The 26,977-nt window shown below is 42.5% G+C and carries 19 protein-coding genes and 1 pseudogene; 2 read left to right on the plus strand and 18 right to left on the minus strand.

Annotation, left to right across the window (positions count from 1 at the left end; all coding sequences use genetic code 11):
* Positions 1-12 precede the first annotated feature (12 nt).
* From posA to MMO42_RS05000, 12 genes are all read right to left on the minus strand, one after another.
* Entirely contained in the window at positions 13-4,011 is a 3,999-nt protein-coding gene (posA, locus tag MMO42_RS04945; RefSeq protein WP_241319534.1) for a delta-poly-L-ornithine synthetase PosA, read from the minus strand.
* A gap of 167 nt (positions 4,012-4,178) precedes the next feature.
* On the minus strand, positions 4,179-4,880 hold the full coding sequence (locus MMO42_RS04950) for a PqiC family protein (protein ID WP_241319535.1): 702 nt from the start codon (positions 4,878-4,880) through the stop codon (positions 4,179-4,181).
* Positions 4,877-6,535, minus strand: coding sequence for an MlaD family protein (locus MMO42_RS04955; RefSeq protein ID WP_241319595.1), 1,659 nt, complete (start codon positions 6,533-6,535; stop codon positions 4,877-4,879). Before MMO42_RS04955 ends, MMO42_RS04950 begins: the two co-directional genes overlap by 4 nt.
* Positions 6,536-6,574: 39 nt before the next feature.
* Positions 6,575-7,348 carry a paraquat-inducible protein A gene (locus tag MMO42_RS04960; protein ID WP_241319536.1) on the minus strand — a complete coding sequence of 258 codons (774 nt, stop codon included), beginning with the start codon at positions 7,346-7,348 and terminating at the stop codon, positions 6,575-6,577.
* Positions 7,345-7,995: a paraquat-inducible protein A gene (locus MMO42_RS04965; protein WP_241319537.1), complete on the minus strand. Its 651-nt coding sequence runs from the start codon at positions 7,993-7,995 to the stop codon at positions 7,345-7,347. The genes MMO42_RS04960 and MMO42_RS04965 overlap by 4 nt, the downstream gene beginning before the upstream one ends.
* Positions 7,996-8,317: 322 nt before the next feature.
* Complete coding sequence (locus MMO42_RS04970) at positions 8,318-9,808, minus strand: amino acid permease (RefSeq protein WP_241319538.1); 1,491 nt, start codon at positions 9,806-9,808, stop codon at positions 8,318-8,320.
* Positions 9,809-9,980: 172 nt separating this feature from the next.
* Positions 9,981-10,955 carry a succinylglutamate desuccinylase gene (gene astE / locus MMO42_RS04975; protein WP_241319539.1) on the minus strand — a complete coding sequence of 325 codons (975 nt, stop codon included), beginning with the start codon at positions 10,953-10,955 and terminating at the stop codon, positions 9,981-9,983.
* Positions 10,956-10,988: 33 nt separating this feature from the next.
* A complete protein-coding gene (gene astB, locus MMO42_RS04980) occupies positions 10,989-12,329 on the minus strand; it encodes an N-succinylarginine dihydrolase (RefSeq protein WP_241319540.1) in 1,341 nt (446 codons plus the stop codon).
* Positions 12,330-12,361: 32 nt separating this feature from the next.
* Complete coding sequence (astD, locus tag MMO42_RS04985; RefSeq protein ID WP_241319541.1) at positions 12,362-13,831, minus strand: succinylglutamate-semialdehyde dehydrogenase; 1,470 nt, start codon at positions 13,829-13,831, stop codon at positions 12,362-12,364.
* Entirely contained in the window at positions 13,831-14,874 is a 1,044-nt protein-coding gene (gene astA, locus MMO42_RS04990; RefSeq protein ID WP_241319542.1) for an arginine N-succinyltransferase, read from the minus strand. The genes astD and astA overlap by 1 nt, the downstream gene beginning before the upstream one ends.
* A 21-nt stretch (positions 14,875-14,895) precedes the next feature.
* A complete protein-coding gene (locus MMO42_RS04995; protein WP_241319543.1) occupies positions 14,896-16,101 on the minus strand; it encodes an aspartate aminotransferase family protein in 1,206 nt (401 codons plus the stop codon).
* A gap of 81 nt (positions 16,102-16,182) precedes the next feature.
* Entirely contained in the window at positions 16,183-17,457 is a 1,275-nt protein-coding gene (locus MMO42_RS05000) for a Glu/Leu/Phe/Val dehydrogenase (protein WP_171067386.1), read from the minus strand.
* A 223-nt stretch (positions 17,458-17,680) separates the two neighbouring features.
* Here MMO42_RS05000 and MMO42_RS05005 point away from each other — a divergent pair, with 223 nt between their 5' ends.
* Positions 17,681-18,103: an Lrp/AsnC family transcriptional regulator gene (locus MMO42_RS05005; RefSeq protein ID WP_005292597.1), complete on the plus strand. Its 423-nt coding sequence runs from the start codon at positions 17,681-17,683 to the stop codon at positions 18,101-18,103.
* 36 nt (positions 18,104-18,139) lie between these two features.
* Here the strand turns inward: MMO42_RS05005 and MMO42_RS05010 are convergent, their stop codons facing one another.
* The 4 genes and pseudogenes from MMO42_RS05010 to MMO42_RS05025 all read right to left on the minus strand — a co-directional run bounded on the left by MMO42_RS05010 (position 18,140) and on the right by MMO42_RS05025 (position 23,175).
* Complete coding sequence (locus MMO42_RS05010; protein WP_005292596.1) at positions 18,140-19,840, minus strand: NAD-dependent malic enzyme; 1,701 nt, start codon at positions 19,838-19,840, stop codon at positions 18,140-18,142.
* A 342-nt stretch (positions 19,841-20,182) separates the two neighbouring features.
* On the minus strand, positions 20,183-21,025 hold the full coding sequence (locus MMO42_RS05015) for an SDR family NAD(P)-dependent oxidoreductase (RefSeq protein ID WP_241319544.1): 843 nt from the start codon (positions 21,023-21,025) through the stop codon (positions 20,183-20,185).
* A gap of 1 nt (position 21,026) precedes the next feature.
* Positions 21,027-22,103, minus strand: a complete 1,077-nt coding sequence (locus tag MMO42_RS05020; protein WP_241319545.1) for an amidohydrolase family protein — start codon at positions 22,101-22,103, stop codon at positions 21,027-21,029.
* A gap of 185 nt (positions 22,104-22,288) precedes the next feature.
* Positions 22,289-23,175 (minus strand): annotated as a pseudogene (locus MMO42_RS05025) (AraC family transcriptional regulator).
* A 203-nt stretch (positions 23,176-23,378) separates the two neighbouring features.
* Between MMO42_RS05025 and MMO42_RS05030 the strand changes: the two are divergent.
* Positions 23,379-24,074 carry an alpha/beta hydrolase gene (locus MMO42_RS05030; protein WP_241319546.1) on the plus strand — a complete coding sequence of 232 codons (696 nt, stop codon included), beginning with the start codon at positions 23,379-23,381 and terminating at the stop codon, positions 24,072-24,074.
* Between the two features lie 102 nt (positions 24,075-24,176).
* On the opposite strand, the gene MMO42_RS05035 is transcribed toward MMO42_RS05030, so the two are convergent.
* Together MMO42_RS05035 and MMO42_RS05040 are read right to left on the minus strand one after the other, a co-directional pair.
* Positions 24,177-24,287 (minus strand): hypothetical protein, encoded by a 111-nt coding sequence (locus tag MMO42_RS05035; protein WP_085942822.1) that lies wholly within the window; start codon positions 24,285-24,287, stop codon positions 24,177-24,179.
* Between the two features lie 217 nt (positions 24,288-24,504).
* The gene (locus MMO42_RS05040) at positions 24,505-26,970 is read right to left on the minus strand and encodes an acyl-CoA dehydrogenase (RefSeq protein WP_241319547.1); all 2,466 of its coding nucleotides are present in this window, start codon (positions 26,968-26,970) and stop codon (positions 24,505-24,507) included.
* Positions 26,971-26,977: the final 7 nt, after the last annotated feature.

Here is a 26,977-nt window from a genome sequence, read left to right on the forward strand (position 1 = left end):
TCTCATCAAAGTTTATGAATGTTTCCAAGGCACTGCTGGTGAACCAATCCATGCTGATTTTGCGGGAATATTCTCCCCTTTCATCACCAATGTGAGTGGACCCAATACTGCGTGATCACTGACATTGGCATTATATAAAATGATACTGCGCGAATTTACCACCACATCATTGCCGACATTTACCTGACCAATTTTCATGATACGGTCTTCAAATAAATGCGTTTGCGGCCCTGAAAAGCTATTAAACTCAGCACGATCTCCAATCTTCACACAGTCAAATTCTGTGATATCGGCAGTATCCAGATAGACATCTTTACCAATCCCCACGCCTAAAAGACGCAAAAAGAAAGGTAACATTGGCGTGCCTCTTAAATAGTTTAAGAAGTTCGGAATCGCAACAGATTCATATAAACTGGTAATCCCTTCGCTGAGCCAGACAAACATGGTCCACATCGGCGCTGAACGCGGTTGATAGCGTCCAATCAAAGCCCATTTCAAAATAGTGACAATGATAAAGCAACCGATACCATATAACAGCCCTGCCAAAGTTAAGGCCAATAAGCCCATAGCCACACTATAGTGATTAATCACCTCGATCACTTCTAACACAATCATATAACCCACACCAATCGCCAAAGCCGTTGGCGATACAATGCGTAGACCTTCAATCACAGCACGCATCAAACGACGCTTTACACTCGGTTTAAAGGTTAAATGATCTGGATAATGTGCAGTAGCCTCTCGTGCAGGTAACAATAAAGCGGGTGAGCCAAACCATGTTTGACCAGAATGCATTTCTTCATTGCTTGGGGTTTTAGACTGAACACCAATCAATACATTGTCAGGTAACACTGTCCCATCTGCGATATAGGCACTATTTCCGACAAAACTGCGGTTGCCAATTTGGGTCGACTTTAAGGTCATCCAACCGCCTTTAATCTCTTCATCACCTAACATCACCGCATCGGCTATAAAACTTTCCTCACCCAAAGTCAGCATCTCAGGAATCACACCTGTTGCCGTAGAAATCTCCGTATTCTTACCCACTTTCGCGCCTAACATACGGAACCAAGTCGGTGCATAAATAGTCGCAAACAAGCCATGTAAAGTTTGCAAACTGGTTTCTAAAATCTGAGCCGCAAACCATTTACGATAATACACGCCACCATGTACCGCATAACGTCCAGTCTCCAAACGAGGCTGTACCACCTTACGTAAAGCTGAGGAAATTAAAGACGTCATTACCATCATCATTGCACTGGCGGGGATTGCCAGAAAGAAATAATACAGTGCCGTTTGAATATGGTTATTTGGGTCGATATTAAAGACATTGACATCTAACCAATCGACCAAAATAAAACTTGGGAAAATAGGAATAAAGAAGATACAGGCAATGATTAACGCACTAACGGTGTAATATCCATACTCTGAAAATTTGCGCAGTAAGGACAATTTTGGACGTGCTGCTGATGCTGCTAACGCATCAACATGACCAATTTTTTTAGCAGGCGTACCATCCCAGATTTCACCTGCAGGTACCGTTGTTCCATATTCGATTGAGGTTAATGCATTAACATGTGCTTGCGGCGCTAACACCGTATTTTCTTCCAATACGGCATACGAACCCACATAACTGTCTTGTTTGAGTTGGATTGAACCCAAAACCAAATGCCCGTGTTCCACTTTGGCATTCTCTAGATTGACGTTAGAACCAATACTGACGCCCTCTTCAATACTGAGCAGTGATGGCATACGGATATGTACAGAACTAATCGTGACATCATGTCCAATTTTCGCCCCAAGTGCTTTGAGATATAAATTCAGCAAGGTCGAGCCAGAAAGTAGATAAACAGGTGAAATACTGGTGATCCGATCAGCTAACCACCAACGGAAATAAGTCATCCCCCAGAGTGGGTAACGACCTGCCTCAACACCCAGCATCAATAACCGTTTCACCGTAATTGAAACTGCGAAACTGGCAATAATAACGCTGATATAGACCAATAATGACAGCACGATTGCATAGGGAATACTGTCTCGTGCCCCACCCGTAAAATAATGATAGGTAAAGAATGGTGCCAACCATTGCAAAATATTTACTGAGATCAGTACAGGAATCGTTATCGCCTGTGCGAGACCACATAGCCATTTATAGGTTTGATTACGTGGATTATCTTGCCCAAGCTGGCGATCAAATGCCGAAGGTTCAGGTTGCTCCAACATCAATGCAGCGATCGCCCCGACCTTTCTTGCCTGATATAAACTTTGAATAGTCAGATGACTATATGCAGCATGTTCACGTAAGTTTGAAATCAATACCGCAGCTAAAAGTGAATGGCCACCTAGATCATCAAAAAAATCTGAGCCCAATTTAATTGGGATATTCGGAAATAGACGATTTAAAATCTCGAATAAAACTTCTTCATCTTGATTCTGTGGTTGATCTGATTCACTCCGATCAATCACGCTGATTAAAGTTCTCGCTTTCAATGCCTTACGGTCAATTTTTCCTGACAATAAACGTGGCACTTCTTCGATAATTTCAAAGCGATTAGGCACCATATACGGCGGCAGGCGCTGACTGAGATGATGGCGAAGTTGTTTAATTTCGATCGCTTGCTTGGCATCAATTTCAGGAGCAATAAAAGCGATCAGCTGATCAATGCCATCTTCTGCTCTCAAAATCACTGCTGCGGTTCCAATCCCGTCAAGATCGCATAAAGCAGCTTCGATTTCGCCTAACTCCACACGGAAGCCACGGATTTTGACTTGGTCGTCAGCACGTCCTAGGCAATGCACCTGACCAAATTCATCAATCTTGGCCAAATCGCCTGTACGATACAGGCTGATTTCATCCTCATTATTCGCCCAAGGGTTTTGAATAAATTTATCTGCGGTTAAATCAGCTCGTCCTAAATAACCTTCTGCGACACTTGGTCCAAAAATACAGAGTTCGCCTGTTTCACCTTGTGCCAATAATTCTCTTTCAGCATTAATCACCAACATGCCATAGTTGGGTAATGGCTTACCAATCGTGACGGGCTTGCCACGTTGCAATAACTCTAAGCTTGCGGATACCGTGGTTTCTGTTGGTCCATAGGTATTAAACATTTGATGATGTGCCAATGCCCAACGCTCAACTAAAGAATCCGGGCACATCTCGCCACCGAGATTGATGATCCGTAAATTCGGGACGTCCTCAGGAAATAAGGCAAGTAATGTCGGTACGGCATGTAATACCGTAATCTGTTGTTGCTGCAAGGTTTTGCATAAACGTTCTGGATCACTGACCAGTGTTTTTGGCGCAATCCATAAACTTGCTCCGACCAAATACGATAGCCAAATCTCTTCAAAAGACATATCAAATGCCACAGAGAACCCTTGATAGACCTTGTCTTGCGCTTGAATACCTAAAATACTATTTTCACTGCGCAGGAAATGACAAATATTCTTCTGGGTAATCACGATGCCTTTCGGTTTACCCGTAGAGCCAGAAGTATAAATAATATAGGCAGGCTGCTCAGGCGAAGTTTGTGCTAAAGCAACAGGCTCATTTAGGAGGCGTTGTAACTCACTATTGGTCCATTTGCTTTGTCGAACATCATACACATGTTCATACCATTCATCACTGGTAATCATACCGACCGCTTCGGCATCTTCAAGGCAAACCGCTATACGATCTGCTGGGGTATCCATATCAAACGGCAACCAAGCTGCACCACTCAGGCAAATCGCCAACTGAGATTTTAATAACTCAATGCCGCGTGGCAGCCATAAGCCAACGATATCCCCTGCTTTTACGCCCTTCAAAGTCAAGTGTTGCGCCATAACCAAAGCTTGTTGATACAACTCGCCATAGCTCAGCTCTTGCTCAGCTTCAATTAAGGCGATTTTTTCTGGAAATGTTTGTGCCGTTTGAATAAAAATATCGGCAAGGACTTCATGCTGTAAAAATTCTGGGTGGTGCTTACCACGAATAATATTTTTTGCGCTCATCACACATTGGTTCATTTTTATACTCTCTTTAATGTTCTGATCCAGCTAATACGAAATGAGGTATTTGTATTAGCTGGTAAAGTAAAGAGAGCAACTTAAAACAATATTAAAGCTTTATGCTCAGATAAAGAATAAAACTGGAATTGAACAAATGTGATCAATATGACCATATTTCAGCAAGATTAAGAACAAATCACCCCATTTAGGTTAATCGGAGTTTTTGAATCCGATGCCACTATCGACAGTGCAATGGCATCGACCACTCGATTTAACGAACCACTTGCCGCACTGACAATATTCTGTAATTGCTCCGTATTTCCTGAAATCGGCTGGCTAAAACTCATACGACATGCCAGCTGCTGGTTTTGCACAGGATTCTGATCCAAAGCAACGGTGGGATCATTGCGCTTAATGATCCAAGCAACTGATACTTCGACATTTTTCTTTGCGGCATCACTCGCATTGACAATATCAAAATGTGAAAAGTCAGTCGCAACACGATAAGACACTTTACCGCCGACCATGCCACTGCTGTATCGATCAACAGCACCAAGCTTTTGCTGTAAACCAGCAGACAGGTTATCTCTTAATTCAGCCCCGAGCGTGGACGTCCAACGCTCATTTTCCATGATTTTGGATTTACCCGCTGCATCCTGTATGACGATCGGTGCTCGATTAATACGGTCAGGTAATCCAACAGGCAATACTTCGATGACCCTCACCTTTGAGCTAGCTAAGGGAGAAACTTTAGTTGCCAAGGTATAATAATTCGGCGTGGGTGAACCCGAACAGGCTGTGAGCAGCAAAGCAACCGATAAGATGCTCACACTGCTGATAAGCCATCGTGCATCGAATGAAGGTTTAGCGATCATTGTTGTTATCATTTATTTGCCTCTGCTTTTTTGCCCCGAATCAACGATTCAGGATGTTGTTCAATATAATCCGCCATTAATTGTAATGATGCCGCAGCTCGAGTCATTTGCTGCAATGCTTTACGCACATCCTGCTGCATTGGTGCATCACTCGATAAAATGGACTCACTAGATTGCATGGTTTTACGGACATCATTGAGCGTTGCTTGTAGTCCTGGTGCAACTTTGCCATCCAGCTGTTTCACCAACTTATCTGTCGACTCAATCGTGGTATTCATATTATTTAATGTTTTACGAACATCTTGGCCAATTTCTTCGAGTGGGAACTTGCTGACTTTATCGGCAATTTGTGAAACTTGTGCCTGTAAGCCGCTCAACTCTGTTGCCGTGGTTGGTACTTCAACACGTCCATCTGGTCTCGTGATTAAAGAAGCTGCTTTGGCTTTTGGAAACTTATCAAAGGCAATGTAGTTCTGACCTGTTAATAAATTGCCAGTCCGCATCTGCGCACGCCAGCCCTTCTCGATAAAGTATTTAAAAATTTCGCCATCTGGATCAAGCTCTTTACCATGTGCCAAACGAGAAGGATAAATCACGGCATCCACGCGCATTCTTAAATGAGTATAAGACTGATCAAATTCAACGTTAATTGCTTTAACATTTCCAATTTCGATCCCCATAAAATCAATGGGTGCACCTGCCGTTAAACCACGTAAAGAATGATCAAAGTACATAATAATTGGTCGTGGTTTGCCATCTGGTTCTTTCATGGCCTCTTTTCGAGAGTCCGACAAAGTAAAATAACTGTGGTTCGGTGCAATACCGCCAGCCGAATTTTCTGGGTAGCCAAATGCAATACCACCGGCCACAATACTGGCAAGCGATTGTGTATCTAGATTAAATCCAGACGCATTTAGGGTTACATCTACGCCGCTGGCCTGCCAAAAACGTGCATCTGTGGTCACGAATTTATCGTAGGGTGATTGAATAAAGGTTTGTAGTTCTACACTTTTACCATCAGCTGCCAATTTATATGCAGTAATCTGCCCGACATTAATTCTGCGATAGTAAATGGGCACACCAATATCCAGTGATCCCAAATCCTGTGCTTTTAAGAAAAAGACCTTACCTGGTATATCAGAAGACACGACGGGCGGTACTTCAAGCCCAGTAAAATTCTCCTGCTTTTGCTCAGCCTTCCCCCCATCAACTTCAATATAAGCACCCGATAATAAAGTATCTATCCCAGAAATACCGCCTGTTCCGACTCTGGGCCTTACCACCCAAAAGCGTGAATCTTTTGCTGCAAAATTACTGGCATCTTTGCGTAATTCAATTTTGGCAATGACATGGGAGCGGTCATCCGAAAGATCAATCTGACGAACCAAACCAATATCGACCTGTTTATAACGTACTGTCGTTTTCCCAGCCACCAAGCCCTCCGCTGTTCGGAAAGACACTTCAATGGTTGGGCCTGTATCCAGCACGGCTTTTGCAGCAAGCGAAATTGCGATTAAAAGCGCAATAAATGGAACTAGCCAAATGAGCGCAGGTCGCCAACGCCCCTTCTTTTTTTCAGGTTCATCGAAGACTGGTTCATTCTGAGTTAACACCGTGGTGTTTTCTTCAGAATCTTGGCTATTCGGGGTATTTTCTGACATAGTGATCTTTCTTTTATAGGTCAAAAATAAGGTTCATCTTCAATCTTAACTTTTTAATTGATGAATCGCCGTTCCTTTCAAATGATTTGATTGTTGCGCATTTGCTTGATGCGCCTTGAAATAATTATCCCAAATAATTCTTGGATCAAAACTCAGTGAAGCAAACATGGTCAACACCACCACAGCACCAAAAGCCACTGCACCTGGTCCAGCCAATATGGTTGCAAGCGACTGAATCTGTATCAGTGCCGTCAATAATGCCACGACGAAGACATCAATCATCGACCAACGGCCAATAAATTCAACAATCCGATACATCAGCGCACAGTGTTCAGGTGAAAAATGCCATCTGGAGGATGACTGCATATACACTGAAATTAACAAGAACATCAGGATCAATAGTTTTAAAATCGGGATAAAAATACTGGCCATGAAAATGACCACAGACACCAAGTAATCACTATTTTGCCAAAAATAGATCACGCCACTGATAATGGTGTCTTGCTGACGCCCCAATAGAGAATCTGTTACTGTCATTGGTAGCACATTCGCTGGAATATATAAAATAGCAGCAGCAATCACCAAGGCAAAAGTACGGTTTAAACTTTGTGGTTTTCGCGAATGCAAAGTACTTTTACATCGAGAACATTGAGCATGATTTTGTTGATCTGCATGACTCGTTACAGAATTAAGTAATCCGCAACAATGACATTGGATCAGCCCAACCTGTTTTGCTCTGACATAATTTTTAATCTGTAAATCAACATCGGAAAGATGTTCTACAATTGAACTGATCTCGGTGTCATGCTTTTGCTTCATCCCAAACTCCGATCAACTTCATCCCAGATATCTTTAATCTTTACCGAAGCAATATAGACCAAAAGCACGCTTAATAATGTAAACGCCCACAGTGCAACCCCAGGAATGACGGTAACCATTCCCACAAGCTTGACCAAAGTCACCAGTACACCAATTAGAAAAACCTCAACCATTCCCCATGTCCGAAACAGAAAAAGTGCTCTCAATGCCAAGGTCAAAAATTGCGGTCTGATCTTCAATACACTAATAAAAAAAAGCACATAGCTCAGCAATAACAACTCAACCAAAGGAACAATAAATGTTGTAATCAGAATCAATACCCCGACCAATGCACGATCAATATGAAACATGGTCCATGCAGCACCAATTAAAGTGGTCTGTGAAGTATTGCCCTGTAGCTCAACAATGACGATGGGGAAACTATTAGCAATCACAAAGACAATCAATGCGGTAATGACCAAGGCTAGCAAAGACGAAAAAGAACGACTTCTACGATACAACTCTGCGCCACAACAGGTGCAATACGCCCGTTCGCCTGATGCAAGCTCAACCCTGCGATATATTGCATCGCATTCTTCGCAACCCGCCAATTCAGTTAATATGATTTGCTGACCAATCGCTAAGGATGGATTATTTTTATTCGCCATAAAGTCAAACTCATCACCTAGATACTTTGTTGTTTAAAAAATCGACTCAACCCATTTATACCTTGTATTTCTACAATCACAACTAAGGACTGTATTTCTTACACAATATGTAAACAAATCATCATCTAAAAGCATTATCGATGATAAAAGTTCATGGCTTATACATGCGCAATCAGGACTATTTTAGCTCCAGTACAAGTTAAAACGGTTAATCTATCACCCTCGATACGGCGGCCCTATCATGCATAAAAAAGACGGATAGGTTGCAGCTCATGTCTACAACCTATCCGTCTATGTTATTAGGTTTGAATAAGAAAGTTATTTAAACGGCTTTGTTTTTATAAAAAATATTGTAGCTCGCATAGCAGGCGATAATAAACAGAACGCAACAGACGAAGCCTACTTGCATTGATGGATCAGTCACCATACTGATACAGGTGATCACACAGAATACACCGCCTAAAATCGGTGTCAGTGGGAATAATGGTGCAGCAAATTTCAGGTCTTTGACTGTTTTACCCGATTTGATCCATTGTCTGCGGAAGTTAAATTGGGAGACACAAATTGAAATCCATACCACCACCATGGTAAATGCAGCAACGCCAAGTAGATTTTTGAAAATCGTTTCAGGTGCAAAATGTTCCGATAATAATCCTGGAATTGCGCCAAACATCGTCACAATAATCGCAATAATCGGTGTACCTGAACGAGTCAATTTTGAAAATACTTTCGGTAACTGCTTCTTCTCAGACAATGACCACATCATTCGCGATGCAGCAAATAAACCTGAGTTTGCAGCAGACAAAAGCGCGGTAATGATCACAAAACGAATAATGTCTTCTGCGTATGGAATACCAATGTAATTAAATACCGTAACGAATGGACTATTGCTGACACTATTGGCATTTAGACCTGCCATTTCATAAGGCAGTAATGCACAGATCACCACAATGGTACCAACAAAGAAAATCAATAAGCGCCAAATTGCCGCATTGATTGCTTTTGGCACTGTCTTGGCTGGTTCTTCTGCTTCACCTGCCGCGACACCAATCAACTCTGTACCCGAGAATGCAAAGTTCACAATCAACATGGTCGCGAAAATTGGGAAAATACCGTTTGGAAACCAACCATGTTCCGTCAACTTGCTAAACAATGGTGCCGACTCATGCCCATGATAGGAAATAAGGCCAAAAATAGCCGCTAAACCCAATCCAATAAAGCAGATAATGGTCAAGACTTTGACCAAAGACAACCAGAATTCGGATTCAGCAAAGAGCCGTGTAGAACTGACATTCAGAGTGAAAACCAACCCTGCAAATAATAAAGTCCACGTCCACATGGAAATAGAAGGAAACCATTCCTGCATCAGTAAAGCCGCAGCGGTAAATTCTGTGCCTAACGTTGCCGTCCACGTCAGCCAATACAACCAGGTAATCATATAACCTGTTCCGGGACCAATATAAGTTCTGGCATATTCACCAAAAGAACCTGAAACGGGCATCTGTACCGCGAGTTCACCGAGACACAACATCACCATGTATGCAATCACACCACCCAGTAGGTAAGAGAGAATCGCACCGACTGGACCAGCCTGAGAAATGACATCGCCAGAGCCTAAAAATAGCCCTGTACCAATTGCACCACCCAAAGAAATCATCACCAGATGACGCTTGGTCATGGCACGTTTCAATGGTTTACCTACTTCAATCTCTGCACTAGAAGTTCCCGATAAACTGGCAACATCCTGCTGTGGCACATATTGCCCACTCAGGGCTTCGCCTGATGGAAATGTCTTTTCGTTATTGTTACTCATACACGGTCACTCCAACTATATTCTTATGACAACCTGTCCTTGCTGTTTCACTTTCATAAAAACGAATATCTAGACGATATTCTTTGACACGTTTTGTTCTATTGAACATCCATATTCAAACTCCATGTATTTCCATCCAATAACGACATCTCACCACTTCATTGGCGGTATCTTAATTCATTTCTTTTAATATCAATCCAGCTCTAAGTCCTGTTTTCACATTCGGATTTGGGAATAAAATCCAGACTTGCTGATCATGCGCGACATAATTTCCAGCTTGCTGAGTCGCGATCACCTCGCCCTGCTGGAAAGTAGAAAAATTCGGTGCATTGGCACTGAGATTCAGTTGAAAATTTTCACTTTGCTTTAAAATTGAATCCACCACCTTAAACTGGCGAATATCTGCTTTCTGTCTGATGGGCAAAGCCTGATCTGAAAGTACGGCGCGCAACATCTGGTCAGTAGTGGCAAACTCAGCTAAGTCATTTTCACCAAAAGGCTTAGCCTTGCCTAATTCCAAAGTACTGCTGGCTGCCTGAAAACGTTCAGTGGTGAAATGAGTAAAGGTTTTCCCAGCCGCATTGTGATACACCAAGGCATCCAAATCGGCAGCCTTTAAACTATGGATCAGAAAGTCATCGTAAGGCGCTGTCTGATAAGGGAATAAGGCGAACACAGGCAGGAGCGATGCACGAATGGCGGTATGTAAATCATAGTGATAACGCTGTGCTTCTGCCGAGCTATCTGCAAAAAACTGTGCTGTCACCTGCTCTAAATGTGCTGCCCGCTCAGTTTCTTGGTCTTGAATTAAATCTTGATAGGTACCACAGAACATACGGTTCATATCATTTTCAAGATAACGAACACCATGACGAATGGCTTCGGGGTTACCGAACACAAAAAGTACCCGTACTGCCAGATTTAACCGTTCTGCAAATACATCATTGATAATATTTGCCAACAATTCGATCGGTGCAGTTTCATTGCCATGAATACCTGCAGAAAGCACCATGGTTTTTCTATAACTTGTCTTAGGCGTACATTGTAATAGCCCTTCACCAAGCCATTGCCATGTAAATCCAGCAGTTTCCCCTTGCATTTGCACAGGAACTCGTTGTTCTAAAGTCAACGTTAATAGATCAACCATGTACTTTCATCCTTAAAAGCCGTTGTTTACTGTTTATCTTTGGAAGTGATAAACCGAACCTAAAGCCAAAATTTTGGTGAGTTCATCCAACGCGGTACGGCTTTCGATCAATAAACTTGGATCGGCCAAATCGTCCTGCGTTAACTCGTCACGATAATGCTGATCCACCCACTGATTCAGGGTTTTGAACAGCGCATCGTTCATAAACAGGTTTGGATTCACAGCAGCAAGTTCAGCCTCATTCACCGCGACACGTAAGCGCAGACATGCTGGACCACCGCCATTGCGCATACTTTCACGCAAATCGAATACCTTAATGTCATCAATTGGCGTGTCCATTTGAATCATGTCGCTTAAATAGCTCCATACCGCTTTGTTTTGACGAGATTCTTCTGGTACTACAATACTCATGCCACCATCAGCACGGGTCAGAATCTGGCTATTGAACAAGTAAGTCGATACCGCATCATCCACACTGACTCGACTTTCAGGCACTTCAATCGACACAAATTCCTGCCCAATCCCCGCCATTTTTTGACGGATTTCATGCAATGCATCAGCTTGATTTAAAAAAGCCTGCTGATGATGAAACAAGACTTGCTGATTACTCACCGCAATGACATCGTTATGGAATACACCCTGATCAATAACATCTGGGTTTTGCTGAATGAACACCGTGCGTTTCGCATCTAAACGATGTAAACGTGCAATCGCTTCACTCGCCTCACGGGTTTGCCGTGCAGGGAATTTCTGTGGTGCAACGGTTCCACCGAACTGTTGCTGACCATAAACAAAGACTTGTACACCAGTCTGATCATATGCACCACCAAGGCGGTTATGATTGGCAGCCCCTTCATCACCAAATAAAGCTGCTTCGGGTAATGCTTCATGGTGCGCGAAATATACATCATTCTTGAACATCGCTTGAAGGATACGTGTGGTCGTATGATGCTCAATTGATCGATGGAACTTATTATTCAGGTTTGCTGCAGTAAAATGCATGCGACCGTCCGCGCTATCCGCCGATGGCGACACCGTACACGAGTTTGCAGTCCACATAGATGATGCTGAACTGAGCGATGACAACAGTGCTGGTGCAGTACGCATGGCTTGAGTAATGACATCAATATCACTGCCGGTAAAACCTAAACGGCGTAGCGTTGGTACATGCGGACGCTCTTGTGGCGCAAAGACACCTTGTTTGAGTCCCAAATCCGCAAGGGCCTTCATTTTCTTCAAGCCTTGTTTTGCCGCCAACTTAGGATTGGACGCATTATTGCGGTTCTTGGTTGATGCAACATTACCAAAGGATAAACCTGCATAATGATGGGTCGGCCCCACTAAACCATCAAAATTAATTTCATAACCTGACATTTTTTTCTCCCTGTGTCCCTATACGAGCCGACTTACAGCACAATGCCCGGTGATAATTTTGAAGGTAAAGTAACGCTGTCACTTTCCAGTGAAGCCATTGGCCATGCACTATAATCCGCTGCATAGAAGGCACTGGCACGGTGGTTACCTGATGCCCCAACACCACCAAATGGCGCTGCACTTGATGCACCTGTTAATGGCTTGTTCCAGTTCACAATGCCTGCTCGCGCTTCAATCAACACACGATCAAATAAATCACGGTCAGGTGACACCAGACCCACCGCCAAACCAAAGCGGGTGTTATTGGCAATGTTTAAGGCTTCATCGAAAGTGTTATAACGATAAATCGTGGTCAATGGACCAAAGTATTCATCATCAGGGATATCGGCAACCTGAGTGACATCTAAAATACCCGCTGTGAGCAATGAACTCTCAGCTTGTGGATGCGTCATTTCTAACAATGGTTTTGCGCCTAAAGCAATCAGTTTACTTTGCGCTGCCAACATCTGTTCCGCTGCGTGTGTAGAGATGACACCGCCCATAAACGGTTGCGGTTCAGCATTCCACGCACCAACCACCAAGTTCTTCGCCACTTCAACAAAACGTTGAATGAAGGCATCTCCACTGGCACCCTGCTTGACAATAATTCGGCGTGCACAGGTACAACGTTGCCCCGCAGAAACGAAAGCAGATTGAATGGCGAGATTCACTACAGCATCGATATCGCTGGCTTCATCAATGATCAAGGCATTATTGCCGCCCATTTCTAACGCAAGGATTTTTTCAGGTGCACCTGCCATTTGTTTATGCAAGTGATAACCCGTATTGGCACTGCCCGTGAACAGCAAACCGTCAATCTGCTCAGTCGCAGCAAGTGCTTCACCTGTGCTGCGTCCACCTTGTACGATATTCAATACACCCTTTGGTAGACCTGCCTGTTGCCATAATTTTGCAGTTTCTTCCGCAGTCCAAGGCGTGAGTTCACTTGGCTTAAATACCACGGTATTACCTGCAATAAGTGCAGGAACAATATGACCATTTGGCAAATGACCAGGGAAGTTATACGGACCGAATACAGCGAGAACGCCATGTGGACGATGACGTAACGAAGCCACACCATCTGGCATTTCAGTTTCGCTAAACCCTGTACGTTGATGATAAGCACGAATCGAAATCGCTACTTTACCGATCATCGATTGTACTTCGGTTAAAGTTTCCCAAAGCGGTTTACTGGTTTCCTGACTAATCACTTCAGCCAATTGGGTTTTATTCTGTTCCAGCAAGCCCGCAAACCGCTCAATAATTGCAATACGCTCTTCTAACGCTAAACGTGCCCAAGCTGGAAATGCCTGACGCGCTGCATGGCATGCCTGTTCAACATCAGCCTGACTTGCTTCATGCCCTGCCCAAATTTGCGCATTGCTCACCGGATTTGTTTTAGTGAACGCAGTCCCTTGTCCTTGAATCCAAGCACCATCAATTAATAATGCACCTTGTGACATTAGTTCTTCTCCATTTTTTCTAATGCTAAAACACGTACTTCATCGTGTTCAGCAATATTCAGTGCCTGTGCTTGTGCTGCCGTTAAATGCAAAGTCTCGCTTTCATCGACTTTGTTATTGATCAGCAACACGGCGTAATCTTGGTATTGGTCATTGGCAACCAAAAAATGCGTCTCTGAACTTTCAACTTGCTCAATGAGTTTGACTTTAAGCAAGCGGCTCTCTTTCACTGCCCGTAACTCAGCAGTATTGGCTTCCAGTGTTGGCCCCGCATCAAAAATATCGACATATCCCTGATATTTAAGGCCTTCTGACATCAATACCTTTGCCGCTGGTAGCGTATGCGGATGCACTTCTGCAATCACCTCACGTGCCTCTGAAGTCAGTAAGTCGACGTAGACTGGAAATCTAGGCATCAACTCCGCAATAAAGGCTTTTTGCCCCACACCACTCAGATAATCCGCTGCAGCAAAATCCATATTGAAAAACAGATAACCGAGCGAATCCCAAAAAGGTGACCGTCCATTGTGATCTGAAAAACCTCGCATTTCTGCAATCAATCTTTCTTCGAAAAAAGAGCGGAACGCGGCAATAAACAGAAAACGAACTTTGGATAAAAATTTGCCGTTTTGGTTTTTGCGATATTCAGGATCAAGAAATAAAGTGCAGAGTTCACTACAACCGGTATGGTCATTACTTAAAAACAAAGTGTCTAAAGTCTTATACACATTTAAAGCTTTAGAGGCGTGCACCTGTTTTGCCACACGGAAGTTGTAAAACGGTTCATTCAGTCCGACTGCAACTTCGATTGCACTTACACCCACAATTTTGTGAATAGTGGTGTCTTCCAGTACAAACAGATAACTTGCCTCACACTTCTCGACAGAGCCATCCAAAGTGCGAGTGGTGCGTGTAATACGTTCAGCCAAGATGTCTTTATTTTGTGGCAAGGAAGTCAAGCCAATGCCAGACTCCCCTGCTCGTTGCGCTAAACGATAAATATCATCTAAGTCCCGATGCGCTGCATGTCTAACAATCATCATGGTTAGATGCTCACAACAAACTTAGAGGCGTGCTAATGCACGAACAAAACGGCTTAGACCTTCATCAATATCGTGTTGAGGAATGATCAATGAAGGGGTAAAACGAACGACATCGGTACCTGCGACTAAAGCCAATAACCCCTCTTCACCCGCTAAGGTCACGATATTTTTGGCTTTCCCTGCATGCTCATCTTTCAATACACAGCCGATTAATAAACCTTGACCACGAATTTCTTTGAACAGACCATATTCAGCGTTGATCTTGTTTAAGGCATCAATAAAATATTGATGACGTTGTTTTACACCGTCTAATACTTCTGGTGTGTTGATGAATTCAAATACTGCGCCAGCAACCGCACAGGCCAATGGGTTACCACCATAAGTGGTACCGTGATCGCCTACTGCATACATGTTGGCATAATGATCTGTAGTGATCATTGCACCAATCGGGAAGCCACCACCCAATGCTTTTGCGGTGGTTAAAATGTCAGGCGTTACCCCTGTATTCATATAAGCATACAATGATCCTGTACGACCTACCCCAGTTTGCACTTCATCAAAAATTAGAACTGCACCTTTTTCATCGCAGAGTGCGCGTAAGCCTTTTAAGAATTCGATATCTGCTGGCAGAACACCACCTTCACCTTGGATCGGTTCAACAATCACCGCACAAGTATTTTCGGTAATAGCTGCTTTTGCTGCTTCAAGATCATTAAATGCAGTATGTTCAATCCCACCCGGTAAAGGTGCAAAGTCTTGAGAATATTTTGGCTGGCCACCTGCTGTTACGGTAAACAAAGTACGACCATGGAAGGCATTTTTAAACGCAACAATCTGGTTCTTGTTTGCATTGCCACTGAGCAAACCGACTTTACGTGCCAGTTTCAACGCCGCTTCATTGGCTTCTGCACCAGAGTTACAGAAAAAGACTTTGTCTGCAAAAGTGCTATCCACCAATTGCTTGGCAAGGCGTAATACAGGCTCGTTGGTATAACCATTGCCAATGTGCCACAGCTTTTGTGCTTGTTCAGTTAAGGCTTTTACTGCCACAGGATGTGCATGACCCAAAGCGTTTACCGCGATCCCACCTGCAAAATCAATATACTCTTTATCGTTTTGATCCCACAGACGAGAACCTTCACCACGTACTAAAATGAAATTTGCTGGGGCAAAAACTGGAACCATCCAATCATTAAAATTGCTACGTGTAATTGCGACTTCGCTCATTTTATTTACTCACTTCCTGTTTTTGATCTTCAGGTCTGTTGAATGATCAGCAGACCCTTTACACTATTTTTGACTAGTTGATTAGCCTGGGAAAATACCGCGCTCTTTACGCGCTTTCAGAATACGTTCACACGCCAAAATATAAGCGGCTGTACGCAAGCTACATTCTTTTTGTGCCGCAGTATTCCAAACATCGGCAATCGCTTGGATCATCAATTTGTCTAGACGCTCGTTGATTTCGTCCTCGGTCCAGAAGTAACTCGCCATATCTTGAACCCATTCAAAATAACTGACTGTTACACCACCTGCGTTACAGATTACATCAGGGACAACGGTAATATCACGGCTGACAAATACATCATCTGCTTCTGGATAAGTTGGACCATTCGCACCTTCGAGTACAATTTTGGCTTTTAATTTTTGCGCGCGTTCAACGGTAATCTGACCTTCCAATGCCGCTGGGATCAGAATATCCATATCAACTGTCCAGAATTCTTCATCTGAAATCACAGTTGAATCAGAAAAGCCCATCACACCGCCTGTTTCCACCACATGCTTTTGCAGTGCTTTGACATCCAACCCTTCTGCATTGAAAATCGTGCCCGTGTGGTCTTGTACCGCAACAATTTTTGCGCCTGCATGGCTAAATAAATAAGCCGCTTCATTACCCACATTACCAAAGCCTTGCACAGCAACTTTGCTACCTTCGACTGGTAATTTGATACGTTCTGCTACCTGCATACCAGTTACAAATACACCGCGACCTGTGGCACGAACACGGCCGAGTGAACCACCTAAATGAACTGGCTTACCCGTTACTACACCAGTCACAGTATGACCTTTGATACTTGAGTATGTGTCCATCATCCAGCCCATAATGTTGGCATTGGTACCGACATCTGGCGCAGGAATATCAATTTGTGGACCAATAATTGGGCTGATTTCACTGGTAAAACGGCGCGTTAAACGCTCTAATTCACGTGGTGACAATTCTTTTGGATTAACACGAATACCGCCTTTAGCACCACCAAATGGCAAATTCAATACTGCCGTTTTAATGGTCATCCATGCAGACAATGCCATGACTTCATTTAATTCAACATCTTGGTGATAACGGATACCACCTTTACCTGGACCACGTGATAAATTGTGTTGTACGCGGTAACCTTCAAAATGACGAATTGAACCATCGTCCATCACGATTGGCACATCAACAATCAGAGTACGTTTTGGTGTTTTCAGCGTATTCACAAAGTTGCTGAGGTCGGCATCCAAATAAGGTGCTACGCGATCTACTTGAGTGAGAAAGGTTTGCCAAGCACTGCCATTTTGAGCCGCATATGATAAAGACATCATCTATTCCTTAATTAATCAATTGTCCCTGTTATTCACAGATTCCCTTTTTTAAGGGCGTCCTACCCCATCCTCCCTGAACTGCATTTCGCTTCTTTAGTGCCGAAGTAGAAATGCTTGGGGCTTTGTATATTCACTATTATTAAGAATCAAATTGATTCACAAAATTCGTTTTAATGATTAAAATGAATTAATTTTTATCAATTTGCGCATAGTAAATACCAAAATGAACAATATCGATCATATTATATTAGGCTTGCTCAAAGACAATGCACGGATGTCCATTACAGATTTGGCAGCAAAAACACGTGTTTCTCGTGCCACAGTGCAGAAACGAATCGAATATATGGAATCTACTGGCGTGATCACGGGATACACCGTGCGTTTTCGCCCCAATGCTGAAAAAAATATTATTCGCGCATGGATGAATATTATGGTGGAAGGTACGCGTGCACAGGCAGTGATTCGGGAGCTGCGCTTAGAGTCTGCCGTTGAACGTCTGCATACCACCAATGGCAAATGGGATATTCTGGTGGAATTGCAATCTGACAGTTTGGAAAACTTCGATAAAGCCTTGGAACGAATTCGAAATATTTCAGGGATCTACAATAGTGAGACCAGTATTCTGCTCTCTACTTATAAAACCTAAAAAAGGACTCCGTAGAGTCTTTTTTAATGAAATGGCTCAGTAGCCAACACGGCGATAATTACGATATTCTGGCGTCCAGAAATTATCTTCAATTGCCTGTTTAAGTACATCATTGCTTAATGGCACTGCCAATCCATCTGCCATCGCTGCTTTTGCTACTTTAAATGCAATGAACTTAGACACTTGTTGAATGTCATTGATATTCGGCAATAAATCTGCCGCAGCATTTTTCAGACGTGGTGAACAGTCTGCCAAAGCGGTACTCGCAGCCATCAACATCGAATCACTGATATGAGTTGCGCCACAAGCAATTACACCCAGCCCAATTCCAGGGAAGATATAGGAGTTATTGCATTGTGCAATGCTATACACCTTGCCTTGGAAATAAACTGGTGCAAAAGGGCTACCTGTTGCCACAATTGCAGCGCCTTGCGTCCACTCAATAATATCTTTCGGCTGAGCTTCCACTTGTGACGTCGGGTTCGACAATGGTAATACAATCGGATGCTTATAATATTTAGCCAGCGTTTTAATCACGTCTTCACTAAATAAACCTGCCTGCCCTGACACACCAATCAAGATGCTTGGTTTGGCATTTTTCACGACATCTAATAAAGCAACATTGTCGCCTGTATATTCCCAAGTGCGAATCGCGTCCACGGGAGTTGCAAGTTTTTGTTGGAAATCAAGCAAATTCGGTTGTTGATCAGTCATCAAACCAAAACGATCTACCATGAAGATACGTGAGCGCGCTTCATGATCGCTCAAACCTTCATCCATCATTTGTCTGACGATCTGTTCTGCGATACCACACCCCGCCGAGCCTGCACCGACAAAGGTAACGGTCTGATCTTTCAGTTGTTTACCTTGCGCTCTTGACGCAGCAATTAAGGTCGCAACAGTGACCGCAGCTGTCCCTTGAATATCATCATTAAAACAACAAATCTTATCGCGATACTGCGTCAATAATGGCATGGCATTGGTTTGCGCAAAATCTTCAAATTGAATCAGTACATCTGGCCAACGCTGGCGCACTGCCGTAATAATTTGCTCAACAAACTCATAATATTGCTCACCACGAATACGTGGCTGTTTCCAGCCCATATAAATTGGATCATCAAGCAATTCTTGGTTGTTGGTTCCAACATCAATGGTAATCGGTAAGGTATAGGCAGGGCTGATACCACCACATGCGGTATAAAGCGACAATTTACCAATTGGAATGCCCATGCCACCAATACCCTGATCACCCAGGCCTAAAATACGCTCGCCATCTGTAATCACAATCACTTTAACGTTTTTCTTGTTTACGTTATGAATAATTTGGTCGATGTACTGACGTTCAGGATAAGAAATAAAGATACCGCGATGACGACGATAGATGTCTGAGAAACGCTGACATGCTTCTCCAACCGTCGGGGTATAAATAATCGGCAGCATTTCATCTAAATGCTGACTCAATAAATTATAGAACAGTGTTTCATTGGTATCTTGAATATTTCGCAAATAAATATGCTTATTCAAGTCGTTATCAAATGAAAGATACTGTTGATATGAACGTTGGGTCTGCTCTTCAATATTCTCAATATTGTAAGGAACTAGGCCATGCAAGTTAAAATTCTCTCGTTCTTCTTCAGAAAAAGCAGAGCCTTTATTTAACAGAGGTAGTTCTAAAAGAGCGTTTCCAGCATAGTGAATATATAAAGGTTTTTTGATTTTACTAGGGTTCACAGACATACTTTACTCTTTAGACTCTCTCTCAAATGTACAAAAAAATTTATTCGCTGAAATTCTTTCAAAAAAGAACTTTGGCATGGACAATAATTTACACCAAACCAAGTGAGAAACCGAATAATCTAGTTACATGTAAAGTGAATCATTATTTAGGAAATAAATAGTAGTCCCTTTTTTAGATCATTTTTCATGCTGCACTGCAATATTTTGAATTATTTTTGCACCAGCGCTGATCTATTATTGTAGTGATATCGTTGCACATGCTTTTCATGCACCCATAAAATCTAAAAAATGATGCCTGTTTTAAAGCAACAAGCACCATTAACATCCTTTTGTTAAAGATCATTACGCTTTCTTTTTCTTACTTTTCTTCGTGAAAAAGCTAAGTGCATGTCCATAATGCGTTGGTGTGATGCGTTGAATCAAATCTAGCATTTTGGCATCGTTCCCAATCAGGATACGTGCTTTATCGGCTTTGACTGCATTCAGAATAATTTTAGCAGCTTGCTCAGGTGGGGTTTTTAACACCTTGTTAAATGCCTGACTGGCTTTGGCTGGGTTCATCCCCAAGCTACGAATGCTCTCACTCATTCTTGCGCTGTTGGCAATATTGGTGCGGATTCCACCTGGATGCACACAGGTTGCACTTAAACCATTATTTTGTATTTTTAACTCTTGGCGTAAAGCCTCTGTAAAACCACGGACTGCAAATTTTGTAGCATTATAGGCACTTTGCGTCGGCTGAGCGGTTAAACCAAAAAGACTGGAAATATTAATAATATGCCCTTCATCACTTTGCTTTAAATACGGCAAAAACTCTTTAGTTCCATATACAACACCCCAAAAGTTAATATTTAAAATCCATTCCAATTCATCATAATTCATCCCCTCTACGGTACTCGCCAAAGCCACACCTGCATTATTAAAAATCAAGTTAATCTTGCCGTGCGCTTTAAAACTATCTGCAGCCCATTCACGTACTGCAGTCTGATCTGATACATCTAGTTTTGTCAGTGTAATCTTGACAGGATATTGCTGAAGCAAAACCTGTGTTTCCGCCAAACCCTGTTCATTAATATCGCTTAAAGCTAAATGCGCACCTTGTTGGGCCAATAAAATTGCGAGCTGTTGACCAATGCCCGACCCTGCGCCTGTAATTGCAGCGACTTTTTGATTAAAACTTTTCATATTATGGCTCTAAAGGAAGTTGATAAAAATTGGCAGCATTTTGTTTAAATACTGAATACAAAGCCTGCTCACCATAGGGTGCAATCATTTGAATATAGGCATGGATTAAATCATTTAAGGTCGTATTTGGTTTATCCATAGGAAAATTTGAAGCAAACATCACTCGATCCAGACCAAACACCTGAATGGCATGTTGTATTAAGGGTGTTAATATATTCACCATCTCCGCAATGGTCGCCGTTCGATGCTGTTTGTAATATGTATGTCCGAGCACAGGCATCATTAAACCTGAAATTTTGGCATGGACATTTTTCTGCTCGGCTAACTGTGCAATATCTTCTTGCCATTGTTTAAAGATGGCATTTCTTTGCGCCAGTGTTTTGCCTGTTTTTTTGCCAACTGCCCCAAATAACCCGACTGGGGTAGCCAGATGATCAACCACGATTGGAATATCAGGAAAATGCTGAGCCAACGCAGTAATTTCATTTAATTGAGTAGAATAGCCCCAAGCATCAAAAGACAAACCCATTTTTGCCAATTGTTCAAAGCCTTTGAGAAACTGAGCATCTTGATATAAATGTGGTCGATCACACCAACGATAAATGCCACGATCTTGATGCCAAGCAGCCATTTTGCGAATACCACAAAATTTCGGACTCGCATCCTGGTGTGCTTTGAGAATATCTTTAAATTTTCGGTCTCGAGGATCTGCTGTTGCGACGATTGCGCCTAACTTTAAATCTTGTGAGTTAAAATCTAATTGCTGAAGCCAAGTGGTTTCTTCAACCACCCCAAAACCTTTGTGGTGATGCCAATTCGCTTCCACATGAACCACACTCTCGACTGAGAATGGCGAAATGTCTACCTGATAATGCTCAGGTAAATAAGGACGCAATGCATATTCTGTTAAGCCTAAAGTATCCAATAAAGGCTTAGGCTTGACCAACCTGACCACTCGATCCATGACAACAGGATATTTGCCCAAAGCTTTGACCAACAATGCAGCAGAGTGAGGTGTATGGTACGGATCCCATTGATGGATATGCGGATCAATAATTGCAAAATCTAATCGTGTCATTGTTATACTCAAAATAGGATAAAGACATCAAGTTTTAAATACTGCTCATCCATGGCGATCTCTAATTGTTGTAAATACCAGTGTTGTTTTAGCCTACTCAACAAATCATTATGAATAAAATGATTTATTTAAATATTCAAATATGAATCTTATTCATTTAACTCAAGCAACTTAATCCCCCTTGTTTAGTCCAATGAAGATGAGATCAATCGACTTCTAAATACTTTGGGTGAACAGCCAAAATTCTGTGTAAAATACGTGTGAATGCTGCTTGTGAGGAATAACCAACCAGTTCCGAAACTTGCGCAATATTTTTATCTGTTTCTGTAAGCAATTGACAGGCTAATTTCATACGCCAGTTTTTTAAATAAAGTATCGGTGAAGTCCCAACCAATTCAACAAATTTTTTAGAAAAACTAGAGCGAGACTGCTTGGTAAGTCGAGCCAATGATTCAACATCCCATTCATAGGCAGGTTGAGCATGCATTAACGATAATGCTTTACTCATCATGGGATCACGTAATGCAGAAATCCAGCTTTTATGCTCTATCGTCTCTGTTGCCAGCCAAAAACGTATTGACCAAACCAATAGCAAATCAATAATTCGGGACAACATGACCTTGCTACCGAGTGTTGGATGTTCAAGTTCAAGCTTGATTGCAGCAACGGTCATCGGTACCCATTCTGCAATTTTTTCTGCATCATGATGGGATGGCACATGAATATATGTGGGTAACCCTTCCGCAATCGCTTCGCCATAAATCCCTTTCAACTGAAAAACACAACTAATCACCGATGCTTCCAGTATTGACTCGTCCACGATTTCAATCGAATGCTCAAGCTTAGTTGGCAATACAACAATATCGCCAGCCTGTAAGATCAGATCAAGATGAAGTCGTTGAACTTTAAGTCTGCAGGGCGCATGTTGAATAATATGGATATAGGCATGTTGAGCATGAAAGCTCAGCTTTTTCTGCTGTGAAAAATTTTCCAGACAGAAGATCTCACCCGATATTTCAGCAAATCGATAAATATCAAAAAAGATATCTGTTAAAACATGCTCATCACTCATTTTGCTCGTCTGTCCTTAAAAGTGTTTCTGCAAAAACATTGGCGTTTCAGTTATTGTACAAGCCGAACAAATCATCAATAATCTTTTTCAGAAGATTTCGCTAGTATAAAAATCGCCCAACTTCTTTCTCATTCTTATACAGTCAACCTTCCCTTCTTAAGCTTATAAAATTCAATACAATAGCGTTCAGCTAGGAGACAAACATGAGTACTCAACCTACCATTATATTTGTACACGGTTTTTGGGGCGGCGCTGCCCATTGGAATAAAGTCATTACTGAACTCTCTCATCAAGGCTATAGCGCACTACGTGCTGTCGAGCTTCCATTGACCTCTCTTGCTGATGACGTTGAACGCACTCGAAAAATGATTGCCCAAGTGAATGGCGATGTTTTGTTAGTCGGTCATTCTTACGGCGGTGCGGTCATAACAGAAGTTGGCAATCAACCGAATGTGGTCGGTCTGGTTTATATTGCTGCATTTGCACCAGATAGCAACGAGAGTCCTGGCGCAATTACCCAACAACATTTACCTGTTGCTGCCCCCAATCTAGAACCTGACAGTGATGGTTATCTCTGGCTAAAATTAGATAAATTCCATGAGAGCTTTTGTCAGGACCTGAGTAAAGATGACGGTTTTGCAATGGGCGTTACCCAAAAGGCGCCATTAGCCAGCACCTTTGGCGATACCATTTCTACGCCAGCATGGAAAACCAAACCGTCTTGGTATCAAATTTCAACTCAAGATCGAATGATCAGCCCAGAAAATCAAGCCGTTATGTCAGATCGTTTAAATGCAAAAAAAGTGATTTCTTTAAATGCAAGCCACGCCTCGCTGGCTTCTCATCCGAAAGAAATCTCAGCCTTGATTACTGAAGCTGTGGCATTTCTTGCAAAATAAATCATGGGTTTCGGCATGTGGGGAATTACTCTATTCCCCATAGGCCATTTTTAATCTTGCGGTAGATTTGGCGAACACTTTGAACCTGATTGGAATCGCTGCTTAGAGCACGTATTCCCAGATAATGTAGCCCAAACCAAACCCTAAAAATGCATACAGTGTAATAATGAAGAATACAAAACTGGCATTATTCTTTTTTTTCAAAAAACTCATATCGGCACCTTTGGCTTTGCTCAATTCATGTTGTTATAGTGCAGGAAGATACAGAAGAAAAAAAGACACAGAATTTTTCAAAAAAAATATAACAGATAGGTATAAAAAATTAGAACTGTTATGAAAATAGCCCTGAATATGATGAAAGTATGAGGAAACATCACCTCATCTCTGACACATTCAGGACTGCTCTATACAGCTTTAAGATGTTCAACAATCAGGTTTTAAGATGAGGATTTTCAAGCGGTAAATCATGGGCTAAATGCTCATCAAAAATATCAGTCAACATACTGTCATAGCGTTTGGCGTTGTATTGTAAAAGTGCCTCTGCCTCAGCAGTACTAATAAAACCTGTCTCAATCGCATTGGCAATGTGCTCCTCAAAGCTTAGCCCTGTGAACTGATCTTTTGACTCTGCTTTTTTAAATTTATTCCATAACGGTTGTAGCTTTAATAGGCTCTGGAAGGTAGATTCCATCCGCCCCATAACATCATTAGCATCTGTCGTATAATAAACGTGCTGTTTCAGCTGATCACGGAACGCATGCTCTTGCATGATGAGTTGTGCCACTTCTTGCTTCAATTGATCCGATGGCGCTGCGATTGGACGGCCAAATGGGAAGCAAAGTAATTTCACCATACAGGCAGCAAGTTTCATTGGGAAATTATCATAGAAGCTAAAGAACGCTTCTTGCACCTGATATAAGGCTTTATTCAGCGCTAATTCCGCATGCTTCTGTTCTTCCTCAGTTCTCTGACCCTGTTCATAGTATTTCAAGATCGCAGTAGCGATAAATAAATGCGCATGGATATCGGCTAAACGACCAGACAGCATTTCTTTGCGTTTTAAATCACCCGCCAAAATCCCAAGTGCCATATCCGCCGTTAATGCAAAATCAGCACTGAAACGATTAATCTTGCTGTAATAGCCTTTGGAAAAATCATCAGCTTGTTTAGAGCCATCATCTGAACCACCCGTAATCGAAAATGCTGCTGCTTTGGCTGCACGATTGAAGGTATAGGCTAAATGTTTAAACAATAATGGCGAAAATTCCTTAAAAGCAGCGGCTTTATCTTCCGATTGCAACAGCTGTAATTCTTCAAATAAATAAGGATGGCAACGCATTGAACCTTGACCAAAAATCATCAAAGAACGGGTCAGAATATTTGCCCCTTCTACCGTAATTGCCACTGGAATCGATTGATAAGTCAATGCAAGGAAATTACGTGGGCCTAGCTGAATTGCACGTCCACCAACGACATCCATACCGTGATTGACCACTTTGCGCATGGTTTCAGTCGCATAGTATTTTGCCATCGCGGTCATCACCGCAGGCGTTCCACCTTGGTTCAAACCACAAGTCACTAGATAACGGAATGACTCCAACATATAGGCATCACTGGCAATATCACTGGTCGCCTCTTGCACCCCTTCAAAATGTCCAACCGAGATTTTGAATTGTTGGCGCACACTGGCAAATGCGCCCACCAGTAGGTAACTCATTTCCCCAGCCGCGGTTGCCAGAGCAGGTAACGAAATACCACGCCCCACACCGAGACATTCCATCAGCATACGCCAGCCTTTACCTGCATTTTGCTGCCCACCGATGATCCAGTCCAAAGGAATAAACACATCACTCCCCTCGACTGTACCATTCATAAATGGTGCACCTGGATTATGTCTCGGACCAATCTGAATACCGTCATGCTCAGCAGGAATCAAGGCACAGGTAATGCCATATTCCACTTTGCTTTTATCACCCAATAAACCATCTGGATCATAAAGTTTAAAGGCCAAACCAATCACGGTTGCAATCGGTGCCAGCGTAATCCAACGCTTAGAGAAATTCATTTTTAAACCCAGTACTTCTTGGCCTTGGTACTGTCCATAACACACTACACCTGTATCAGGAATCGCACCTGCATCTGAACCTGCCTCAGGACTGGTCAAACCAAAACAAGGGACTTCTGTACCGTTTGCAAGACCGGGTAAATAACGTTGTTTCTGTTCTTCTGTACCATAGTGCAGCAGCAACTCACCTGGCCCAAGCGAATTCGGGACCATACAGCTCACCGCAGCAGTTAGTGAACGGGAAGCAATCTTGCTCATAATTCGACTTTGCGCAAAAGGCGTAAATTGCTTACCACCAAATGATTTTGGAATAATCAAACCGAGAAAGCCATTGTCCTTAATAAATTGCCAAACCTCAGGCGGTAGGTCTTTTTCTTGATGATGAATCTGCCATTCATCCAACATTGAACAGAGTTGTTGTACTTCATTATCTAAAAATGCCTGTTCTTCTGTTGATAAAGTCGGATAAGGATATTGATCAAATTTTTCCCAATCAGGTGCCCCCATAAACAGTTCTTTTTCCCACCAACTGGTGCCCGCCTCTAGCGCTTCTCTTTCCGTGATACTCATACTCGGCATTGCTTTTGAGAGAATATTAAAAGCAGGCCGACTCACCAAAGCATCACGTAAAGGTGCAATCAAAACAATCACACTGGCGAGAATAATCGGTACACCGAGTAACAGACTCCACGGCGTGATCAACACACTACACAGAATAGCTGCGACAATCGCCACTACACAACCAACAGTTCGCGTAGCTTCAAAATAAAAAACAGCCCATACCACAACTAACTGAATCAATAGGCCAAGCAATATCAATAATACAATCATATTTGCT

Origin of the sequence: Acinetobacter sp. ANC 3882, from assembly GCF_022549545.1 — a bacterium.
Taxonomy (GTDB): Bacteria; Pseudomonadota; Gammaproteobacteria; order Pseudomonadales; family Moraxellaceae; genus Acinetobacter.